Origin of the sequence: Flavobacterium hiemivividum, from assembly GCF_004349145.1 — a bacterium.
In the GTDB taxonomy this organism is placed as follows: domain Bacteria; phylum Bacteroidota; class Bacteroidia; order Flavobacteriales; family Flavobacteriaceae; genus Flavobacterium; species Flavobacterium hiemivividum.
The window spans coordinates 384,883-402,903 of record NZ_SMFO01000002.1 but is presented as its reverse complement, the minus strand read 5'-3'; the positions used below and the strand labels follow the sequence as shown (position 1 = coordinate 402,903).

The 18,021-nt window shown below is 33.9% G+C and carries 17 protein-coding genes; 7 read left to right on the top strand and 10 right to left on the bottom strand.

Features of this window, described 5'->3' with window-relative positions:
- Positions 1–37 precede the first annotated feature (37 nt).
- Positions 38–1,405, bottom strand: a complete 1,368-nt coding sequence (locus tag E0F98_RS05780; protein WP_132109670.1) for an NAD-dependent succinate-semialdehyde dehydrogenase — start codon at positions 1,403–1,405, stop codon at positions 38–40.
- Between the two features lie 383 nt (positions 1,406–1,788).
- Between E0F98_RS05780 and E0F98_RS05775 the strand changes: the two genes are divergently transcribed.
- Positions 1,789–2,220 (top strand): FKBP-type peptidyl-prolyl cis-trans isomerase, encoded by a 432-nt coding sequence (locus E0F98_RS05775; RefSeq protein ID WP_132109669.1) that lies wholly within the window; start codon positions 1,789–1,791, stop codon positions 2,218–2,220.
- Between the two features lie 248 nt (positions 2,221–2,468).
- Here the strand turns inward: E0F98_RS05775 and E0F98_RS05770 are convergent, their stop codons facing one another.
- The gene (locus tag E0F98_RS05770) at positions 2,469–2,891 is read right to left on the bottom strand and encodes an Lrp/AsnC family transcriptional regulator (RefSeq protein ID WP_132109668.1); all 423 of its coding nucleotides are present in this window, start codon (positions 2,889–2,891) and stop codon (positions 2,469–2,471) included.
- A gap of 104 nt (positions 2,892–2,995) precedes the next feature.
- On the opposite strand from E0F98_RS05770, the gene E0F98_RS05765 reads away from it, so the two are divergent.
- Positions 2,996–3,715, top strand: coding sequence for a sulfite exporter TauE/SafE family protein (locus tag E0F98_RS05765; RefSeq protein WP_132109667.1), 720 nt, complete (start codon positions 2,996–2,998; stop codon positions 3,713–3,715).
- A gap of 213 nt (positions 3,716–3,928) precedes the next feature.
- Here E0F98_RS05765 and E0F98_RS05760 read toward each other — a convergent pair whose 3' ends face one another.
- A complete protein-coding gene (locus tag E0F98_RS05760; protein ID WP_132109666.1) occupies positions 3,929–4,999 on the bottom strand; it encodes a type I restriction endonuclease in 1,071 nt (356 codons plus the stop codon).
- Between the two features lie 501 nt (positions 5,000–5,500).
- Between E0F98_RS05760 and E0F98_RS05755 the strand changes: the two genes are divergently transcribed.
- Positions 5,501–6,712, top strand: coding sequence for a multidrug effflux MFS transporter (locus E0F98_RS05755; protein WP_132109665.1), 1,212 nt, complete (start codon positions 5,501–5,503; stop codon positions 6,710–6,712).
- Between the two features lie 305 nt (positions 6,713–7,017).
- On the opposite strand, the gene E0F98_RS05750 is transcribed toward E0F98_RS05755, so the two are convergent.
- The 6 genes from E0F98_RS05750 to E0F98_RS05720 all read right to left on the bottom strand — a co-directional run bounded on the left by E0F98_RS05750 (position 7,018) and on the right by E0F98_RS05720 (position 14,444).
- Positions 7,018–8,304 carry an NAD(P)/FAD-dependent oxidoreductase gene (locus E0F98_RS05750; RefSeq protein ID WP_132109664.1) on the bottom strand — a complete coding sequence of 429 codons (1,287 nt, stop codon included), beginning with the start codon at positions 8,302–8,304 and terminating at the stop codon, positions 7,018–7,020.
- A 470-nt stretch (positions 8,305–8,774) separates the two neighbouring features.
- Positions 8,775–9,386: a hypothetical protein gene (locus E0F98_RS05745; protein WP_132109663.1), complete on the bottom strand. Its 612-nt coding sequence runs from the start codon at positions 9,384–9,386 to the stop codon at positions 8,775–8,777.
- 210 nt (positions 9,387–9,596) lie between these two features.
- The gene (locus E0F98_RS05740) at positions 9,597–10,169 is read right to left on the bottom strand and encodes a hypothetical protein (protein WP_132109662.1); all 573 of its coding nucleotides are present in this window, start codon (positions 10,167–10,169) and stop codon (positions 9,597–9,599) included.
- A gap of 621 nt (positions 10,170–10,790) precedes the next feature.
- The gene (locus E0F98_RS05730) at positions 10,791–12,128 is read right to left on the bottom strand and encodes a DEAD/DEAH box helicase (RefSeq protein WP_132109660.1); all 1,338 of its coding nucleotides are present in this window, start codon (positions 12,126–12,128) and stop codon (positions 10,791–10,793) included.
- A gap of 132 nt (positions 12,129–12,260) precedes the next feature.
- Complete coding sequence (locus E0F98_RS05725; protein WP_132109659.1) at positions 12,261–13,805, bottom strand: DEAD/DEAH box helicase; 1,545 nt, start codon at positions 13,803–13,805, stop codon at positions 12,261–12,263.
- A gap of 108 nt (positions 13,806–13,913) precedes the next feature.
- Positions 13,914–14,444, bottom strand: coding sequence for a DUF6155 family protein (locus E0F98_RS05720; protein ID WP_132109658.1), 531 nt, complete (start codon positions 14,442–14,444; stop codon positions 13,914–13,916).
- Between the two features lie 100 nt (positions 14,445–14,544).
- On the opposite strand from E0F98_RS05720, the gene E0F98_RS05715 reads away from it, so the two are divergent.
- The gene (locus E0F98_RS05715; protein ID WP_132109657.1) at positions 14,545–14,829 is read left to right on the top strand and encodes a DUF3817 domain-containing protein; all 285 of its coding nucleotides are present in this window, start codon (positions 14,545–14,547) and stop codon (positions 14,827–14,829) included.
- Positions 14,822–16,081: a mechanosensitive ion channel family protein gene (locus E0F98_RS05710; RefSeq protein ID WP_132109656.1), complete on the top strand. Its 1,260-nt coding sequence runs from the start codon at positions 14,822–14,824 to the stop codon at positions 16,079–16,081. The genes E0F98_RS05715 and E0F98_RS05710 overlap by 8 nt, the downstream gene beginning before the upstream one ends.
- 84 nt (positions 16,082–16,165) lie before the next feature.
- Here E0F98_RS05710 and E0F98_RS05705 read toward each other — a convergent pair whose 3' ends face one another.
- On the bottom strand, positions 16,166–16,549 hold the full coding sequence (locus E0F98_RS05705) for an acyl-CoA thioesterase (protein ID WP_132109655.1): 384 nt from the start codon (positions 16,547–16,549) through the stop codon (positions 16,166–16,168).
- A 72-nt stretch (positions 16,550–16,621) separates the two neighbouring features.
- Between E0F98_RS05705 and E0F98_RS05700 the strand changes: the two genes are divergently transcribed.
- Positions 16,622–17,023: a glyoxalase gene (locus E0F98_RS05700; RefSeq protein WP_132109654.1), complete on the top strand. Its 402-nt coding sequence runs from the start codon at positions 16,622–16,624 to the stop codon at positions 17,021–17,023.
- Between the two features lie 235 nt (positions 17,024–17,258).
- Positions 17,259–17,972, top strand: a complete 714-nt coding sequence (locus E0F98_RS05695; protein ID WP_132109653.1) for an esterase family protein — start codon at positions 17,259–17,261, stop codon at positions 17,970–17,972.
- Positions 17,973–18,021 lie beyond the last annotated feature (49 nt).

The window sequence follows — 18,021 nt, the reverse complement described above, 5'->3', positions numbered from 1 at the left end:
ACTAAAATTGCATAGTTTCTTTAGCTATTAAGGTTTTCTAATCAATCCAAATCGTTTTTGTATTAACAAATTCACGAATTCCATAAGCAGCGAGTTCTCTGCCATAGCCACTGTTTTTAATTCCGCCAAAAGGTAATCTTGGATCAGAAACTACTAATTTATTGACAAAGCTACTTCCCGCTTCCAACTGTAAAGCTAGTTTTTCGCCGCGTCTTTTATCTTTTGTAAATACGCCAGAACCCAAACCAAATTGCGAATTATTTGCCAATTCAACGGCATGAGCATCGTCTTTGGCACGTATTACTGAGGCTACAGGTCCAAATAATTCATTATCAAAAGCTTCCATTCCCGGTTTTAAGTCGGTGAGTATTGTTGCTGGATAATAAGCGCCTTTTCCTTGAGGAATTGTTCCTCCCAGCACTAATCGTCCGCCTTGCTTGATTGTTTTTGTTACTTGTTCGTGCAATTCATCTCTTAAATCTATTCTTGCCATTGGTCCGAAATAGACATCCTCATTTGTTGGTTCGCCCATTTTGGCGGCTTTCATTTTTTTAGTGAATAAGGCTACGAAGTCATCATAGATGGCATCCAGGACAATAAATCGTTTGGCAGCAATACAAGTTTGTCCGTTGTTTTGCAACCGGCCCAAAGTGGCTAAATCAGTTGCTTTTTCTAAATCAACGTCCTCCAGGATAATATAGGCATCGCTACCTCCTAGTTCCATCACCGTTTTTTTTAAGTTCTGGCCAGCAATTGCCGCAATAGAACGACCAGCTGCATCACTTCCAGTAAGCGTAATGGCTGCAATATTTTTATCTTCGATAAGTATTTTAACCTCCTTAGAATCGATATTCAAATTTGTAAAAACGTCTTTTGGAAATCCAGCTTTTAGGAATGCTTCTTCAATTGCCAAGGCGCAACCTTGTACATTAGAAGCGTGTTTTAAAACACCTGTATTTCCGGCCATTAATGAAGGAGCTGCAAACCTAATCGCCTGATAAAAAGGAAAGTTCCAAGGCATTACTGCAAGTATTACTCCAATAGGTTGAAAAGTTACATAACTCTTTGTCGCCTCGGTTTTTACGGTTTCGTCAGCTAGTAATGTGGCTGCGTGCTCTGCATAATACCTGCATACCAAAGCACATTTTTCAATTTCTTTGCGGGCCTGCCCTATTATTTTACCCATTTCGCGCGTTGTGAGCTGGGCATATTCCTCTTTGTTTTCGTCAAGAACATCAGCTAAAGCGTACATTAATTTCGCACGTTCGGCAAAAGTTTTTTGTTTCCATTGGTGAAATTCCATTTTTGAAGCGGCTATTTTTGCTAAGGCTTCTTTAGTAGAAATTCGGTTGTATTCTTTGATTGTTTCTCCTGTTGCGGGATTTATACTTTTAGCAGTTGCCATGGATTTTATCTTTAAAATAGTACTCTTTTATGTATTCGAAAGTATAAAAGTACTAAAAAGCCAGTCAAAAGTAGGCCTGCATTTTAATTAATAGTTACATAATTATATAGTTTCGAATTCTGTAGCTGCCATTGCTGTCAGGAGTATTTTGGCATAAAGTAGAAGCTTATTAGCTTTTTTATAGTTAGCGTTACTCATAAATTTCTGCGTTATTCTTATGTTCTAGGAATAATAGATACAAATTTCTTCTTTTTTATAAATTTGTATCTTTTATTGTTGTTTTGGAATGGTTTTGGCGCCTAAGGATACAGAAGGTTTAAATTTAAGAGCGCAAGGATTTAAAGTTGTGCAAAACGTATTTTTAAAAATTTAAAAAAAAATTTATGACTCAGGTTAAAGAGAACAACACGGTTAAAGTACATTACACAGGAAAACTAGCAGACGGACAAGTATTTGATTCTTCTGAAGGAAAAGAGCCATTAGCGTTCACTTTAGGGCAAGGAAGTTTGATTCCTGGCTTTGAAAAAGGGCTGATCGATATGAAATTAAATGAGAAAAAAACAATAACCATTCCAGCAGAAGAAGCTTACGGAGATCCTCGCGAAGATTTACTTATCGAAGTCCCAAAAAGCGAATTGCCTCAAGAAATGGATCCAGAAGTTGGTATGGGATTAGTTTCTCGCACACCAGAAGGTCAAGAAATGAACTTATTAGTTGTTGAAGTTAAAGAAGAGTCTGTTATTTTAGACGGAAATCATCCTTTAGCTGGAAAAGAACTAATTTTTGATCTTGAAGTAGTTGAAATTACAGCATAATAAGAAATACTAGTTTTATTAAATCCTGACACATAATGTTTTATCTGTCAGGATTTTTTTTTAATTTTCTTTTTTGCTTGATCAAAAAAGAAACAAAAAAATTTTGAAGTTAAATTATAGTTACCACTATACCACTACATGGTCTGAAAGTTTGCCAGCTAGGATTCCAGATATTGACCGCAAATTCGCAAATTATAATTATTTTTAAATTTGCGAATTTTTGGTCTGAGAGTTTTTTGAAGTTAAATTTAATTTGAATTTTTCAGGTCTGATAAAATTAAGTGGGTTGTGGGTTCGCCATAAACTAATAGACGATCAATGAATTTTTGCAAATGCAATTGATCTACAAGAACGACTTTCATAAATATATTATGGGTTCCTGTGATTCTGTTGATCTGAGAAATCTCTGGAAATGCATTTAGCTCATTGCAAAAGGTTTTTAGCTTGCCGCTAAACAACTTAAACATAATAAAAACCTCTAAACCATAACCCAGCTTTTGATTGTTTAAGGCTAATTTATAGCCCGTTATGATTTCGCTGTCTTCCAGTTTCTGGATTCGCTCGCGAACAGATGATGGTGAAAGTCCTATTTGTTTGCCAATTTCTACATAAGAAGCTCTCGCATTGATCTCTAATTGCGCAATTATCTTTAAATCTATCGTATCTACCATTAAAAAAGTTTTAAAGTCTAAAAATACCATTTTATTACGGATAAATACGTTTTTATCGATGGAATAAATTTTAAAAATCCTGAATCTAAGAGTACTTTTGTGCTATGGACACTCCGATTTTAGTACTTACCATTGGGATATTTACCGGTTTTTTTATTCAAACCATTATTGGTTTTGCAGGCGCATTAATAGCACTGCCCTTTTTACTTTTTGTAATGCCTTTATCTGAGGCGGTGGGGTATATTTCTATTTTTTACTTGATCTCCACTCCTATTTATGTTTATAAAGAATGGGAGCATATTGATAAAAATTTAGTTAAAAACTTAGCCTTATCTTCTTTCGTGGGAATTATAGTTGGGATCATTGTTTTGACTTATGGAAAACCCATATTTCTAAAAAAAGCGCTTGGTCTATTTATTATTCTATTTGTTTTGAATAGCCTAAAAGTTAAAAAAGAGTTTCAAATAATGAACAAAATGAAACATGTCTTTGGTTTTATGGGTGGTTTTTTCTCTGGGCTTTTTGCCACTGGCGGTCCTTTGTATGTGATGATTGTTAAAAATGAAACTGCCGATGTTAAGACTTTTAGAGCGACTATGTTCGCTTCTTTGGGATTAGTAACTGTAATGCGAATTCCCGTTTTGGCCCTAGGTGGATTTTTGACTTTAAGCCAGGTTTACAATTCACTTTATGTTTTGCCTTTTTTCATCTTAGCCTTATTTTTAGGTAAGAAAGTCTATTTAAAACTAGATGAAGTACTACTAAAAAAAATCATACTAGGATTGTTATTTATCTCAGGAATCGCTTTATTGATAGGTAGTTAGTAGTTATTCTTATTTTCTTCGAAAATAAAAAACCGAAATAGATTTATGGATCTAATTCGGTTTTTCTTGATGACTCTATAATGTTTTGGCACTTTGAGATATTTTGTGCTTCGTATTCGCTAATTTTTAGAATTGATGATAACTAAGAGTGAAACGATATTTCCTCTAAAACTCCAATCTCGCTAACCTTCTTTATAGCTTGAGCCGTTCTCTTTATTCGTAGGTCTTAATTGTTGCTAATAATTCAGTTTTATAATCGTAAATTTCGTCTAAAGATGATATTAATTTTTTCTCACCATTATCCTTTCCGTTATTGAAAAGTTCAACGTATTTATTTGCTGAATTAAAATGTAAACGGCAAATAGGTTTTCGATTATTATCATCTAATAAAACACCAAAATACGATTGTGTATCTCTGAATGCTATTCGTGAAGCTGGTAAAATTTCTCTTAAAATAGCTTTGATTATTTGAGAACCTTCAATTTCTTCTTCCGTTGTAATGAACTTTGGAGTTTCAACATTATCATCAATTGCTGTAGTTTGTTCGGTCGTTTTTGAAGGAACAGATTCAGTAATATTTAAAGCATTATTTAATCGGAAGTTTATGGATTCATTTATTGAATTTGAAAACGCTTTTTTAGTGTATTCTTTGAATGCAATTAACCTTGGAGCAGTTAACGGTTTATTAAAAAATCTATTTACTAAAAGACGAACAATTTCGTCCGAAGGTTCTTGTAGTTCTTTTTCAAATTCGTTTCTAATTGCTTTTATATATTTAAGTCCTTCAGCAGAATCTAAAATCTCTTCAAGATTATAACCGTTTTTAGAAAAATTTTCTAAAATTTTTAAACTTGTATCTTTCAAGTTTGAAATATCTAAGGTAAAAAAAGGTTTTTCATCCATTATATTTGGTTTCTCTAAATCGGCATAAAAGTTATAAATATGTCCGTTAGTTAGAACACCAAAACGTGATTTTGAAACGTGGTAATATCGATGTAATTGAGAATTATGAGCGTCTACATTTTCTTTCCAATTTTTACATTCGATGATTAAAATTGGTTCTCCATCTCTTTTAATAACATAGTCTATTTTTTCTCCTTTTTTTGTACCTATGTCGCAAACAAATTCAGGAATTACTTCTGTCGGATTAAAAATATCATACCCAAGAATTTGAATAAAAGGCATGACAAAAGCATTTTTTGTCGCTTCCTCTGTATTAATTTGATCTTTTAAAGAGTCAACTCTTTGGTGTAATTGTTGCAGTTTTAATTTTAAATCTTCCATCAGTATTGATTTTTAATATTATGTTATTTAATATTTTCCTCCGATTCTAAAGTATTAAAGAACTAACTTGTAGTAGTCTGTACTTAATCCCAACTATAATTTACTATTTATTAGTGTTTTTCTATATTATCAAATATATACTTTTTTTACGATTATTCTGATAAAAAAAATATTGATAGATATGCTTTTCAAATATAACGTGTTAAAAACCAGTTTCTTTACGGGAAACCATAAACGGGCATAATTTGAAGGATTTCCTAGCCTTGATAGCAGTGAAAAGCCTTTGTGAGATGAAACCACTTTTTTCTTGTTGTGGCAGTGCGACCAAAGGAAGCGCCTGCCAGGACTTAGAAAAAACGGTTGAAGCCATAAAGCTTGTAACACATAGCAAGAAAAGCTCCCAAAAAAAACTAAAATGAGAACGGGCGTTTTATATTGTGAGATGGTAGGTCTTTTGGCATTTTAAATATTTACCTTTGCAAAAAATTTAAAAAAGTTATTTTGAGTACTACTACACATAGATCCAAAAAAAGATATTTACAGCTTATCCTTATTTTAGGGTCGCTTACCGCGCTGGGACCGTTTTCAATTGATATGTATTTACCGGGTTTCTCGGGAATTGCCACTGATTTGAATACTACCGTCGCTAAGGTTGCCCTGACTTTATCGAGTTATTTCATTGGGATTTCGGCTGGGCAATTGCTGTACGGCCCGCTATTAGACCGTTATGGTAGAAAAAAGCCTTTGTTTATTGGGTTGATGGTGTATATTTTGGCCTCTTTAGGCTGCGCATTTGTGACTGATATTGATACGTTTATAGGTTTGCGATTCATACAAGCCGTAGGGAGTTGTGCTGCTACGGTGGCTTCTATTTCTATGGTTCGGGATTTATTTGAAGTAAAAGAGATTCCAAAAGTGCTCTCCATGTTGATGTTGGTAGTAGGACTTTCACCAATGTTAGCGCCAACCGTTGGTGGTTATGTTACCGATGCTTTTGGATGGCACGTTGTGTTTTTAATTTTAATGGTTATTGGGATTTTAATCCTGCTAGCGGCTCATTTTGGTTTGCCACACACCTACGAACCGGATACTACGATTTCGCTGAAACCAAAACCAATTATTCTAAATTTCTGGAGTGTCATTAGAGAACCTCAGTTTTATACTTACGCTTTTACGGGCGCGATCGCTTTCTCGGGCTTGTTTACTTATGTTGCGGCCTCCCCTATTTTATTTATGGATATTTTTGAGGTCGATGCCAAAACCTATGGTTGGATTTTCGCTTTTATGTCCTTAAGTTTTATTGGTGGTAGTCAGTTGAATTCGTTGTTGTTGAGAAAATTTACTAGTGAGCAAATGATTTTTGGAGCCTTGATAACGCAATCTGTTATAAGCAGTTGTTTTTTAGTGCTAGCGATGAGTGATTTGCTAGGATTGTATGAAACAATTGCGATGCTGTTTATGTTCTTAGTATGTTTAGGGATTGCAAATCCGAATACGGCTGCCTTGACTTTGGCACCATTTAAGCGAAATGCTGGTAGCGCATCAGCATTGATGGGGGCTATTCAATTAGGGTTGGGTGCTGTGGCTTCTTTTGCAGTAGGGACTTTTCTAACGGATACTATGGTTCCTATGGTGGTTATTATGGCGGTGAGTTCTATTACGGCTTTGCTAGTTTTGACTGTGGGTAAGAGGAATATTGCTGCTAAAGTTTAAGGTGTTTTATGGTTTGTGTGTTTTTAACATATAAGTCATGTAAGTTAAAAGTTTTACTTTTTCTTTTTTTTAAACGCATAGCGACAGACTTTTGTTGTGTTTAGAAAGTAGCTCTATTGGATAGAAAACAGAGGGATTGTCGGAAATAATTAGCCATATCAAATTCTACGAGGAAACTTATATGACTTATATGGTTTAAATTTTGCTCTACTTGATTTAAAAAGAAATAAGCCATACAAATAAATTTATATGGCTTATAGTTTAAATTGTAATCTCCTTGTAATTGATACAACTAAAATTATAGCTTAACAAGCAGGTTCATTGTTGCTTTTCTTTTTAGAACTATCTGGTCGAATAATCATTCGAAGAGATTGATCTTTGGCAAAATAAGCGATCATCCAGTTGAAGAATGTTTTAATTCGGTTGCGATACGTGATTAAAGAAATCAGGTGAATAAACAACCAAATTGCCCAGGCAAAAAAGCCTTTGAAATGCATTTTAGGACTTGGTAAATCTACTACTGCCTTATTTTTTCCTATAATTGCCATCGAGCCTTTATCATTGTACTTAAATGGAATAAAAGGCTTGTTTTTTCCGATTAACTTGAAATTTTCGGCTAGATTCAATCCTTGCTGAATAGCAACTTGCGCCACTTGTGGATGTCCGCCCGGGAATGCAGCATCGGTTAGCTGAATACAAGTATCTCCAATAGCGTATATATTTTCGGTTCCGTTTACTTTATTGTAGGCATCGGTGGCCATTCGTTTTCCGCGACCATAACTTTCGGTGGGAATCCCATCAAATATTTTAGCCGAAACTCCGGCTGCCCAAATCAAGTTCTTTGTTTGAATGGTTTCGCCATTAGAAAGAAACACGGTATCGTCAACATAATCAGTCACCTGAGTATTCAATTGTATCACTACTCCTAATTCAGTCAGCGCTTTATGAGTGTCTTCTTGCGATTCTTTACTCATAGGAGCTAGCAAAGCTGGTCCGCCATCGATGAGATAGATATTACTCGCTGCAGTTCCTAGTTCAGGATATTCTTTCTGGAAAATATTCTTTTTCATTTCGGCAAACATACCAGAAACTTCCACTCCTGTGGGGCCACCACCGGCTACAACAATGGTTAGGAGTTTGCGGCGTTTTCTAATGTCCTTGCAAATGGCCGCTTTTTCTAAATTTTTAAGAATGGTGTTCCGCATTTCGATGGCATCATTGAGCGTTTTCATCGGGATGGCGTTTTTCTGTACGTTATCCATTCCGAAGTAGCTTGTTTCAGCACCGGTTGCGAAAACTAGATAGTCATAACTTAATTCGCCATTATTCAGAATAATTTTATTTTCGGCAGGAACGACTGTCTTTAATTCGCCAAGGCGAAACTGGAGATTTTTTTTCCCTGCAAAAAACTTTCGAAAAGGATAGCTTATACTGGAAGGTTCCAAAAAAGCCGTAGCCACTTGGTATATTAATGGTGGAAAGAAATTATAATTGTTTTTGTCAACAAGGGTAACTTGAATATCTTTCTGGTCTAAAAGTTCTTTGGCTAGATTTAATCCCGCAAATCCGCCTCCTATTATTACAATATTCATATGCTCTTAATTAGGTTTTTTAATGTGAAAATTCCCCCTAAATATACAATAATTATGAGGGATTTTGAAGATACAAAATAGTAAAAAACTATAGCAGGATTACTTCTTTCACTTTATCTATTGTACAACCGAAATATAACTACTCGAAAATTTGTCTTTTCGACCAAGGGAAAATCTTTATTAGTATAATTAATAATCGATTGGATAACTCTTAAAATAGCAATACTAATACTATTTTTTGCTATGTAGCCAAAGCTAGTAATTAGCTAATAACTAAATTTAGTTGATAATCAATACTTTATATGGAATTAAAAAACCGAATAACATTCTCTTTCCTCAAACTTTTTCTACAATTAAATTCCGTATTTTATGGAATAAAAAAAGAGCTGTTGATAGGTTTTCAACAGCTCTTATCCTATTTTTAAATTCTTGTTTAATGAAAACTTCAGGTTTATAATCCTTGCTTTTTATTATTTAGGTAAAGCTGTAGCGAATTCTTTTTTCTTTTTATTCAGTTCATCTTGCAGCCTGCGCATTGCCTTTTGTTCTCGTTCTAAGGCTTTTTCTTTGTAGATTTCAAATTCTTTTTCCGACTGTTGTAACGCTAATTTACTTTCTATAGTTATAATGTTGCTTTGTTTGAATTTAAAAATGAAAAACACCAATGTAGCGATCAAGCCAATCACAATAAAGAAAAACAATGTTTTAAAAAACGTTTTTTCTAATGGAATGCCAAGAAGTGAAATACTATCCTTTTCCGATTTTAAGTTGGCAAGAATAGTTTCTGAGTTAGCAGATTTAGCTTCTAAATCAGCAATCGCTCGTTTTTGGGAATTTAGAAAGTTTACATTAGCTAACACTTTATTTTTTGAAACCTTAAGAGAATCAAGTACATTCGATTGTAATTTCAGTAAGGAAGTTTTCTTAATAACTTTGTAATCCTGAAAACTATTTGATTTATCAATAATATTCTGAAACTGACCTTCTACGGTAGCTAAATTGACAATTTTGTTTGGGGTTTGACTAAAAATGTTTGTTGTAAAAAGTAATAGGGCAATTGCCGTAATTGTAATGTGCTTCATGACTAAAAATCCTTTGAATTCGAAACTAGGTATAGAATCTAGTTATTGTTAGATAATGTAACGAGCCATAATACCAGTTATTGCAATTATTATCGATTAACAGCACATTTAACGAAGGTTAATATGGATTTTCATACAATAAAGAAAATTTAAATAAAATTATTGGGTATCGCAGCGCCGTAATATTCGAGTATGCTTCGTTAATTTGCTTTAAGTCACCGCTTTTGGAACTAATTCCCGTACTTCTTTACTATACAAAAGCAGCCCTAACCCGAAAGCAAATACGATACAGCTTAGCAACATCAGAATTCCATTATTCCAAATAAAATAAGAAATTCCAACAAATGGACCTCCTATTACTACCATTAGCGCAGGTATGGGATTTGTTTTAATAAAATTTAAAGCATGGGCCGCTAAACCGAGAAATAGTAATGATGGTCCTATTATAACAAAAGGGTATAAAATTAGTGGTGTATTGCTAATATGCTCACGTAGTTTGTCACTACTAATTGCATCGTTTCCAAAACTCCACATGATAAAGTCAATTGTGCAAAGTCCTATATGAGCAATAACTCCTAAAGCTGTCAAGACCGAGGCAACGGAGTTAAGCTTGTTTTTAGGAAATACAAAATTAAAAGAAAACAGGAATACTGCTCCTATCAAATTAAGCCAATACGCTAAATCAATATGTTTTTGCGCATTCAATGCCCCTTGAGAAAAGAAAACGTAACTGCTTACAAAAAATAGTAATCCTACAAGACATAAGGTTTTTGTTTTAGTCATAGTTTATTTTTTTACAATAGAATGAGTTTTCGTTGCGGAGATATATCCGAGAGATATTGGCTTAAACTGCTAATTTTAAATAGTAATAACTTTTTACAGAATAGGAATTCCTATCCAATGCATAATAAGCATTATTACAACAGTTATTCCAAAACTGCACAAAGTAAGAATACGCCAATAAACAGACCTTCCATTTCCAAATCTCCAAATTCGTTCACCCGCTTCTTCTCTGTTTGATTTCAAAGTTAATTTCGACAATATATATGTTGAAATAATAAAAATAAAAATAGCAATTAACCAAAATTTTATCATAAGTTAAATTTTTTTAATATTATTAAATTCTCTTGTCTTTTTAAAATTACTGCCAACTGCTTTTAAACTTTCTGCGGAAACAAATGGTTTTTTAAAATCGAATTTACCTACGTAATTTCTGCATAACTAGCCATTAAATAATAAATAACATCAAATATATAGATCTTTTTGCTGCTTTTTTTATAAATAATTAATCTTTTTCTTTCATTTTACCCTGTTGATTTCATGAGCTGCGCTAAAACAAAAAAACCATTACCCAGCTTTCATCAAGCACAGTAATGGTTTATCATTTATAAAACAGTAAAAATACTATTTCATTTTTTGTCTTTTAACCGGTTTTTCTACTGGCTCGTTTTTGTTTTGCAATAAATAATTAGCCAATAGTTTTTCAATCAATTCATCCTTAGTCAAATGATGAAAAACCGTTTTTATTTTAGTTTTCAATTCCGCATCCACTTCGTGGTTGGGTTTTGTTTTGAATATTTGTTTTGCCCAAAGTAAGGTATTGTTTTCTTCGATGCTTAGCGCACTTGGTTTTTTAAATTCAGTGAATTTAATTCCTAGCTCTTTTTCGAAGTCGGCGATTTCTTTTACTTCTTCTGGTTGCAATACAGTTAATGAAAGTCCCTTTGCTCCTGCCCTGGCAGTTCTTCCGCTACGGTGTACGTAAGCTTCATACGCATCAGGTAGATGGTAATTAACTACATACGAAATTTCCTTTACGTCAATTCCTCTGGCAGCTAGATCTGTCGCTACTAATATATTGATATGTCCTTCACGAAATTGCTCCATGATACGGTCTCTAATTCCTTGTGATAAGCTACCGTGCAAGGCACCTGATGAAAAACGATTGATCGCTAGGTTTTTAGCTAGTTTATTCACCGCTGCTTTAGTTTTGCAAAATATGATTCCGCGTTGTCCTTCTTTTGAATTCAGGAAATGCATTAGAACATCTAGTTTTTCAATAGGATCTACCACAATATATTCGTGATCAATCCCTTGATTCCCTACTGTTTCCATATTAGCGCTCACCTGAACTACATTTTTATTGAGGTAGTTTTGTATTAACTGTTTTATAGTTCCCGGCATAGTAGCTGAGAACAATAATGTTTTGTGCTCCTTAGGCAATTCGGCAACAATTTCATCTAGGCTTTCTTTTAAGATAGTCACCATTTCATCGGCTTCATCTAAAACAAGAAATTTGGTTTCCTTAAGATTGATTGCTTTGCGCTGAATTAAATCAATTAAACGACCTGGTGTTGCTACCACAATATGTGTGGGTGCAGCTAGGCGTTCGATTTGTGGTTTTATTGGGATTCCACCGCAGGTTGCTGCTATAGAAACTTCAGGAAGGTATTTTGCAAAATCTTCTAGGTTTCTAAAAATTTGATGTCCTAATTCCCTTGTAGGAACCAGAATAATCGCTTGTACCGTTGGCGAAGTCGTATCTATTAATTGTAAAAGAGGCAATCCAAAAGCCGCCGTTTTTCCGGTTCCTGTTTTTGCAAGCCCAACTAAGTCAGTGGTGTTTGCTAAAAGTAGCGGAATTGCTTTAAGCTGAATTTCTGTGGGCGTAACAATTTTCAATTCGGAAATTGCTTTTAGAATTGGTGCTGAAATCCCTAAATCAGAGAATTGTTTTGGCATTTTTTTGGATTTATTATTTTATAAAAAATAGTTGTTTGTATGCTGGATTCCTAGCCCTGATGGTAACGACATCCTGTTGTGGTGGTGTTCACCACAACAGATACAGTGTACAGCAGGAAAAAGCTCCTTATATTAATCTTCATCAGGTTCGTTCATGATTTTCTCACGATACTTCTTCCCGATCATTAATGTCATTTTTAATTTGTAATCATCAACCAGCCATTCGCGGTAGTTTTTACTACACTGGCTCAAACATTTAGAATAGCGTTTGATACGGCATTCTATATCCTCATCCAGTTCGCGTGACAATGATTTTGCTTCTTGCAATGTTTCAGTATTATCCACACACATTGAAGAATGTTGCTCTAGCGATTTGTCTAAAACTACTTTTGAACGTAGGTTTTGGGCAATGATAAGTTTGTGCTCTTCATCGACATCAAAAGTTACATCGGCAGTTTTACTAAATTTAGCACGTAAATCTGGCGGCATAGAATATTTGAAATACAATTCAATCTCGGTATCATCACGCAGATTTTCTAGATAAAACTCGGGTGATTTAAAGATGTGTTGCCAGTTTACAGGCTCACTCCACAAACCAAAACGGGCAGCGTTATTTCCTAAATCGATTACTGTAAACATATCCTTGTTAGGCAATTTTCTAGATCCACGCCCAATCATTTGATAGTATAAAGTCAACGATTTTGTAGCTCTATTTAGAATGATAGTTTCTACGGTAGGCTCATCGAAACCAGTGGTAAGAATCCCCACCGAAGTTAAAATCGCATCTGGCGTTTTCTTGAACCACTGTAAAATATCTTTACGTTCCTCAGTGCTACTCGTATTGTCAAGATGGCGTATTGGGTAACCCGCTTCTCTAAATGTTTCATAAACATATAAGGAAGTGTTAATTCCGTTATTGAAAATCAAGGTCTTTTTACCCAATGATTTTTCAGTATAAGCATGCAATAATTTCTCTTGCATGGCCATATTTGTATATAAATCATCTGATGATTTTACGGTGTAATCTCCGTTGATTCCCACTTTTAAAGAAGTCAGACCTACATCGTAACTGTATGTTATTGCTTTAGCTAAGAAACCGTTGTCAATTAATGAGCTGATGGTGTCTCCTACAATTAATTCATTGTAGCTTTCGTGCATTGGCAATTTAATATTTGAACTCAAAGGCGTTGCCGTAACTCCCAGAATAAACGCATTTGTAAACGAACTCAATAATTTTCTAAAAGAGTTGTAATGCGCCTCATCGATGATGACTAGTCCTACATTATCTAAATGTAGTTTCTCGTCATTGATACGGTTTTTTAAAGTTTCAACCATGGCCACAAAACAAGAATATTCGTTTTGGTCTGGAAGGTCTTTTACCTTGCTGTTAATAATTTTGTTTTTTACACCAAAACCTTTTAACATCTTAGAAGTTTGCTTACACAACTCAATTCGGTGTGTTAAAACAACCACTTTCTTGTCGCTTTTTGATAAATAACGACGAACGATTTCAGAAAACACAACCGTTTTACCACCACCGGTAGGCAGCTGATATAATAGGTGATGTTGCTTTGGCGCATTGTCTATCCTTTCAAAAATGGAATCAATATCTCCTTTTTGGTATCCATAGAGTTCTTTTCTGTCTTCCTTTTCTATTTCTATAGTATTTTCAAACATTGTTTTTTGTTGGGTTTTTGCAAAAATACGTCTAAAAAACAGTTATTCTGTTATATTTAATTAAAAATATAGCGATAGAGTGAAGAAATTTCTGTTATGAGGAGCCTGCTAATACTCGAATCTTTCGATGATTGCGTGAAATTCAGGCTCGTTTTTCCATCGTTGTGTAATCGTTTCCTTATGAATAGATTCAATTCTACTTTTAAATTCATTGAGAATTCCATTTGCAATCATAAAAACTACAGCCTGCTCAAAGGAATTAAACATACTTTTATAAAAGAGCTCTTGTTTAATGATGTTTTCGGCTGCGAAGGTCTGAGCGACTTCGATATTATATAACATAACATCCCCTATTACATATGGGTCTACGCCCAAAGTAACAAAGTGCTTGATGTATTTCTGGGCAACAGACCGACGCATTTTTGGCTTTTTGCGTTTCTTGGCAGCAGTCTGAATCGGGAAGTATTCATTTGAAATCTTAAGCCTGCATTCCTGCAGTAGCGTGTCTTCCTTTGGATTAAAAACAAAATTATAATACACTTTTACAGGACTAAATTTCTCATACAATTCAAGAATTTGTTCTTCGAGTTGGTCTTTCGTAAGTTGGTGCAGGTATTTTTTTAAATCGCGTTTGCTCATTTTAAAAGTTTCAGATTACAAAAGTAAAAGAGTTTAAGATTGGATGCTTATAAAATCAATCATATTACTTAATTTTGTCGTTAATTTAAAAAAAAATTAGATGCTCAAGATTTTTAAGATTATAGCGATCCTAGAAGGAATTTCATATTTGGCTTTATTTTCGAATATGCTTTTTATCAAACCTACAAATTTAGAATTATACAAAACTTTATTATATCCTATAGGAATGAGTCATGGCGTATTATTTATAGGTTACGTTTTGATGGCTATTTTACTTAAAAAACCACAAAATTGGGATTTTAAGACTTTTTCTATTATCCAATTAGCATCTTTAATTCCATTTGGTACTTTCTATATCGAGAAGAAATATTGCGTAAATGCTTAAATTCATAGAAAAAACATTCACGTTTTTTTATCCTATATTCCGTAAATGGGGAATGGGATACAGTTTTGCATCCTATTTAAGTTTGATACTTAATATAGCCCTGATGTGTATTCTGGCCTATACCATTTATATCGTATTCCGACTGGTTTTAGTAACTATAATGATTTTTATAGCACAAAAGACCAAAACGAATTTCGATGATTTATTAGTTTCGAATAAAACTGCGAAATACATAGCCCACTTAATTCCGTTGCTTTTTATCTATAAATCAGTTCCGGTAATTTTAGAACGTTATGAGTATTGGGAAGGGGTTTTTGGGAAGTTAGTCGGAATTTATATCGTTATTTTAGTGCTATGGATTATTCGTACCATTTTTAATGCCTTACGAGATTATCTAAAACTGAAACCACGATACAGCGACAAACCCATCGACAGTTTCATTCAGGTTATCATGATTGTGCTATGGATTGTGGGGATTACGATTATCATATCGAGATTATTCGAAATAGGTCATACGGAACTCTTGACCACTTTTGGAGCCGTATCAGCAATTATCATCTTAATATTTAGAGATATTATTCTAGGTTTTGTCGCTAGCGTTCAGGTTTCTGTTAATGATATGATTCGAATAGGAGACTGGATTACGATGAGTAAATTTGGAGCAGACGGAAATGTTATCGAAATCAATTTGACTACTGTAAAAGTGCGAAATTTTGATAATACGACTACTACTATTCCAACGTATAGCTTAAGTTCTGATTCTTTTCAAAACTGGCGCGGTATGCTTAACTCAGATGGGCGACGTATCAAAAGGCATGTCTTGATAAAAACCAGCAGTATTCATTTTTTGACTAATGAAGAACTTATAAAACTAAAGGATATATCGCTTATTAGTGATTACATTGACACACGAATGTCTGAAGTTGATAAATTCAATATGGATAATGGTATTGACAAATCACTCGCTATTAATGGTCGAAATCTTACAAATGTAGGTTTGTTTAGAAAATATATTACTCAGTATCTAAACAAACATCCAGCCATAAACAAAGATTTATTACTTCTATGTCGCCAAATGCAACCCACCGCGCAAGGTGTTCCATTAGAAGTTTATGCTTTTACAAGCGACAAGCAATGGCAAAATTATGAATATATCATGTCGGATATATTTGATCATATTATTGCATCAGTTCCATATTTTGGTCTGGAGCTTTATGAAATGCCTTCAACCAATGAGTTTCTTCAACAATAAGTGAAAATTTAGATTGGATATAAACACAAAAAAGGGAATGTAGACTTTAATCTTCATTCCCTTTTCTATGTTTATCGAAAATCGTTACAATCGATTTCTTACAAATTCAATTTCTGTTTTACCGTGCGCTTTCGGCTTACCGTCCGCTCCCAAGTTTACCATAGTAGTACTCGCTATAGAAATAATCGTTTCGCGCGTCATCATGTTACGCACCTCACACTTTAAGGTTAGTGAAGTGTTTCCAAACTTTACTACATCAATACCAATTTCGATAATATCTCCTTGTTTTGCTGAGCTAGTAAAATTAATTTCCGACATGTGTTTAGTGACCACTCTTTGATTCTCTAGCTGAACTATTGAATATAAAGCTAATTCTTCATCAATCCAAGCTAATAATTGCCCGCCAAATAAAGTTCCATTTGGATTTAAGTCTTCTGGTTTTATCCATTTTCTAGTGTGAAATCGCATCTTTTTACTTTTTATAATGCTAAATTAACCTATCTCTGTTTCTTTTGTTCTATTTTTAAAGAAAAAAAAAAAATGGATAAGAGAGATAATTTTTTAAAAGAATTTAGAGGAGCAACAATAGGAAGTATTAGTTCGCAATCCTCTACTGAAGAAATGTTCCAAAATGAAGTTCTTCGGCCCATCTTAAAGCTACAAAACGATTTATTTGTTGCCAGTTTCAAAAATTATTCTGCTAAATACAAGAGTGATTTTTATTCACAAACGACGGAAAAGAAGTTGTCTACCATCGAAAACGCCGTTCAAAAAGACATTAAATATAGAAATGCTTTAAAGGGAATGGTTATAGGACTTTTCACAGCTGAGGAATATGTGTTTTATATCAATAATTCGTCAAACCTCAATAAAAGAATGATGAATATGTTGATCGAAAGATTAAAAAGCCAAGTACAACTGTTTGAAGTCGAAACACTTTAGTAAAAATTAAATCTAAGCTATAGATCTAAATTCGGATTGGTTTTTTCTCAACAGACAGCGAGCATAGGCGTTTATATTTTGTTATTCTCAATAAACTCAAGCATTCGAATGAAAATAATAGGAATATCTAATAATTTAAGGATTCCTATTATTTTTAATGTAAAAACACGAATTATATAGCTTTTTACTCCTATTTCCATAAATATTTTCGTTATTATTGTTAAAACCAAAATGTATGAAAGAAGAATATTTTAAATGGTATTCTCCTAACCTAGATAAGGAGATCGAGATGTTAGTGTTTGGGCATTCGGGATATCCGGTTATTCTGTTTCCTACTTCGATGGGAAGTTTCCATGAAAATAAAGATATGGGCCTGATAGAATCGGCTAGATGGTATGTGGAGCAGGGTTTAATTCAAATTTATTGTCCAGATAGCATTGATAGAGATAGTTTTTATAACAAGAATATTTATCCTGTACACCGCATCGAAAATCATGTCCGCTACGACAAAATGATTTGTCACGAAATTGTAGAGAAAGTAAAAAATAATACTCCTACGGCGAAAGTTGCCGTTGCTGGCTGTAGCTTTGGTGGCTATCACGCAGCTAATTTTGCCTTCAGACATCCCGGTTATGTGAGTCATTTGTTTTCTATGAGTGGTGCTTTTAACATAAAAAGCTTTCTAGATGGTTTTCATAATGACGATGTGTTTTTTAATAGTCCTGAGGATTATTTATATGGATTAGAAGATCCCCAATTATGGCAGATGGATATTGTTCTAGGAACCTCAAATTGGGATATTTGCTTCGATGCTAATCTAAAACTAAGCAAAGTATTGAGCGACAAGAATGTACATCACTGGCTCGATATACGCCAAGAACGAATACACGACTGGCCTTTATGGAAGGAAATGTTTGCTCATTACCTATCCCGAATCAAGTTTTTCTAAAGAACTATTAAACACAAAAAACATATCTAAATTAATAAGGTAAACGAGA

What these genes read in the sequence shown, in the direction of transcription:
- E0F98_RS05745 (WP_132109663.1), bottom strand. Translation starts at nt 9,386, where the DNA reads ATGAAGCACATTACAATTACGGCAATTGCCCTATTACTTTTTACAACA.
- E0F98_RS05765 (WP_132109667.1), top strand. Translation starts at nt 2,996, where the DNA reads ATGGACACTCCGATTTTAGTACTTACCATTGGGATATTTACCGGTTTT.
- E0F98_RS05705 (WP_132109655.1), bottom strand. Translation starts at nt 16,549, where the DNA reads ATGCGATTTCACACTAGAAAATGGATAAAACCAGAAGACTTAAATCCA.
- E0F98_RS05700 (WP_132109654.1), top strand. Translation starts at nt 16,622, where the DNA reads ATGGATAAGAGAGATAATTTTTTAAAAGAATTTAGAGGAGCAACAATA.
- E0F98_RS05725 (WP_132109659.1), bottom strand. Translation starts at nt 13,805, where the DNA reads ATGTTTGAAAATACTATAGAAATAGAAAAGGAAGACAGAAAAGAACTC.
- E0F98_RS05760 (WP_132109666.1), bottom strand. Translation starts at nt 4,999, where the DNA reads ATGGAAGATTTAAAATTAAAACTGCAACAATTACACCAAAGAGTTGAC.
- E0F98_RS05715 (WP_132109657.1), top strand. Translation starts at nt 14,545, where the DNA reads ATGCTCAAGATTTTTAAGATTATAGCGATCCTAGAAGGAATTTCATAT.
- E0F98_RS05775 (WP_132109669.1), top strand. Translation starts at nt 1,789, where the DNA reads ATGACTCAGGTTAAAGAGAACAACACGGTTAAAGTACATTACACAGGA.
- E0F98_RS05720 (WP_132109658.1), bottom strand. Translation starts at nt 14,444, where the DNA reads ATGAGCAAACGCGATTTAAAAAAATACCTGCACCAACTTACGAAAGAC.
- E0F98_RS05695 (WP_132109653.1), top strand. Translation starts at nt 17,259, where the DNA reads ATGAAAGAAGAATATTTTAAATGGTATTCTCCTAACCTAGATAAGGAG.
- E0F98_RS05750 (WP_132109664.1), bottom strand. Translation starts at nt 8,304, where the DNA reads ATGAATATTGTAATAATAGGAGGCGGATTTGCGGGATTAAATCTAGCC.
- E0F98_RS05730 (WP_132109660.1), bottom strand. Translation starts at nt 12,128, where the DNA reads ATGCCAAAACAATTCTCTGATTTAGGGATTTCAGCACCAATTCTAAAA.
- E0F98_RS05780 (WP_132109670.1), bottom strand. Translation starts at nt 1,405, where the DNA reads ATGGCAACTGCTAAAAGTATAAATCCCGCAACAGGAGAAACAATCAAA.
- E0F98_RS05710 (WP_132109656.1), top strand. Translation starts at nt 14,822, where the DNA reads ATGCTTAAATTCATAGAAAAAACATTCACGTTTTTTTATCCTATATTC.
- E0F98_RS05740 (WP_132109662.1), bottom strand. Translation starts at nt 10,169, where the DNA reads ATGACTAAAACAAAAACCTTATGTCTTGTAGGATTACTATTTTTTGTA.
- E0F98_RS05770 (WP_132109668.1), bottom strand. Translation starts at nt 2,891, where the DNA reads ATGGTAGATACGATAGATTTAAAGATAATTGCGCAATTAGAGATCAAT.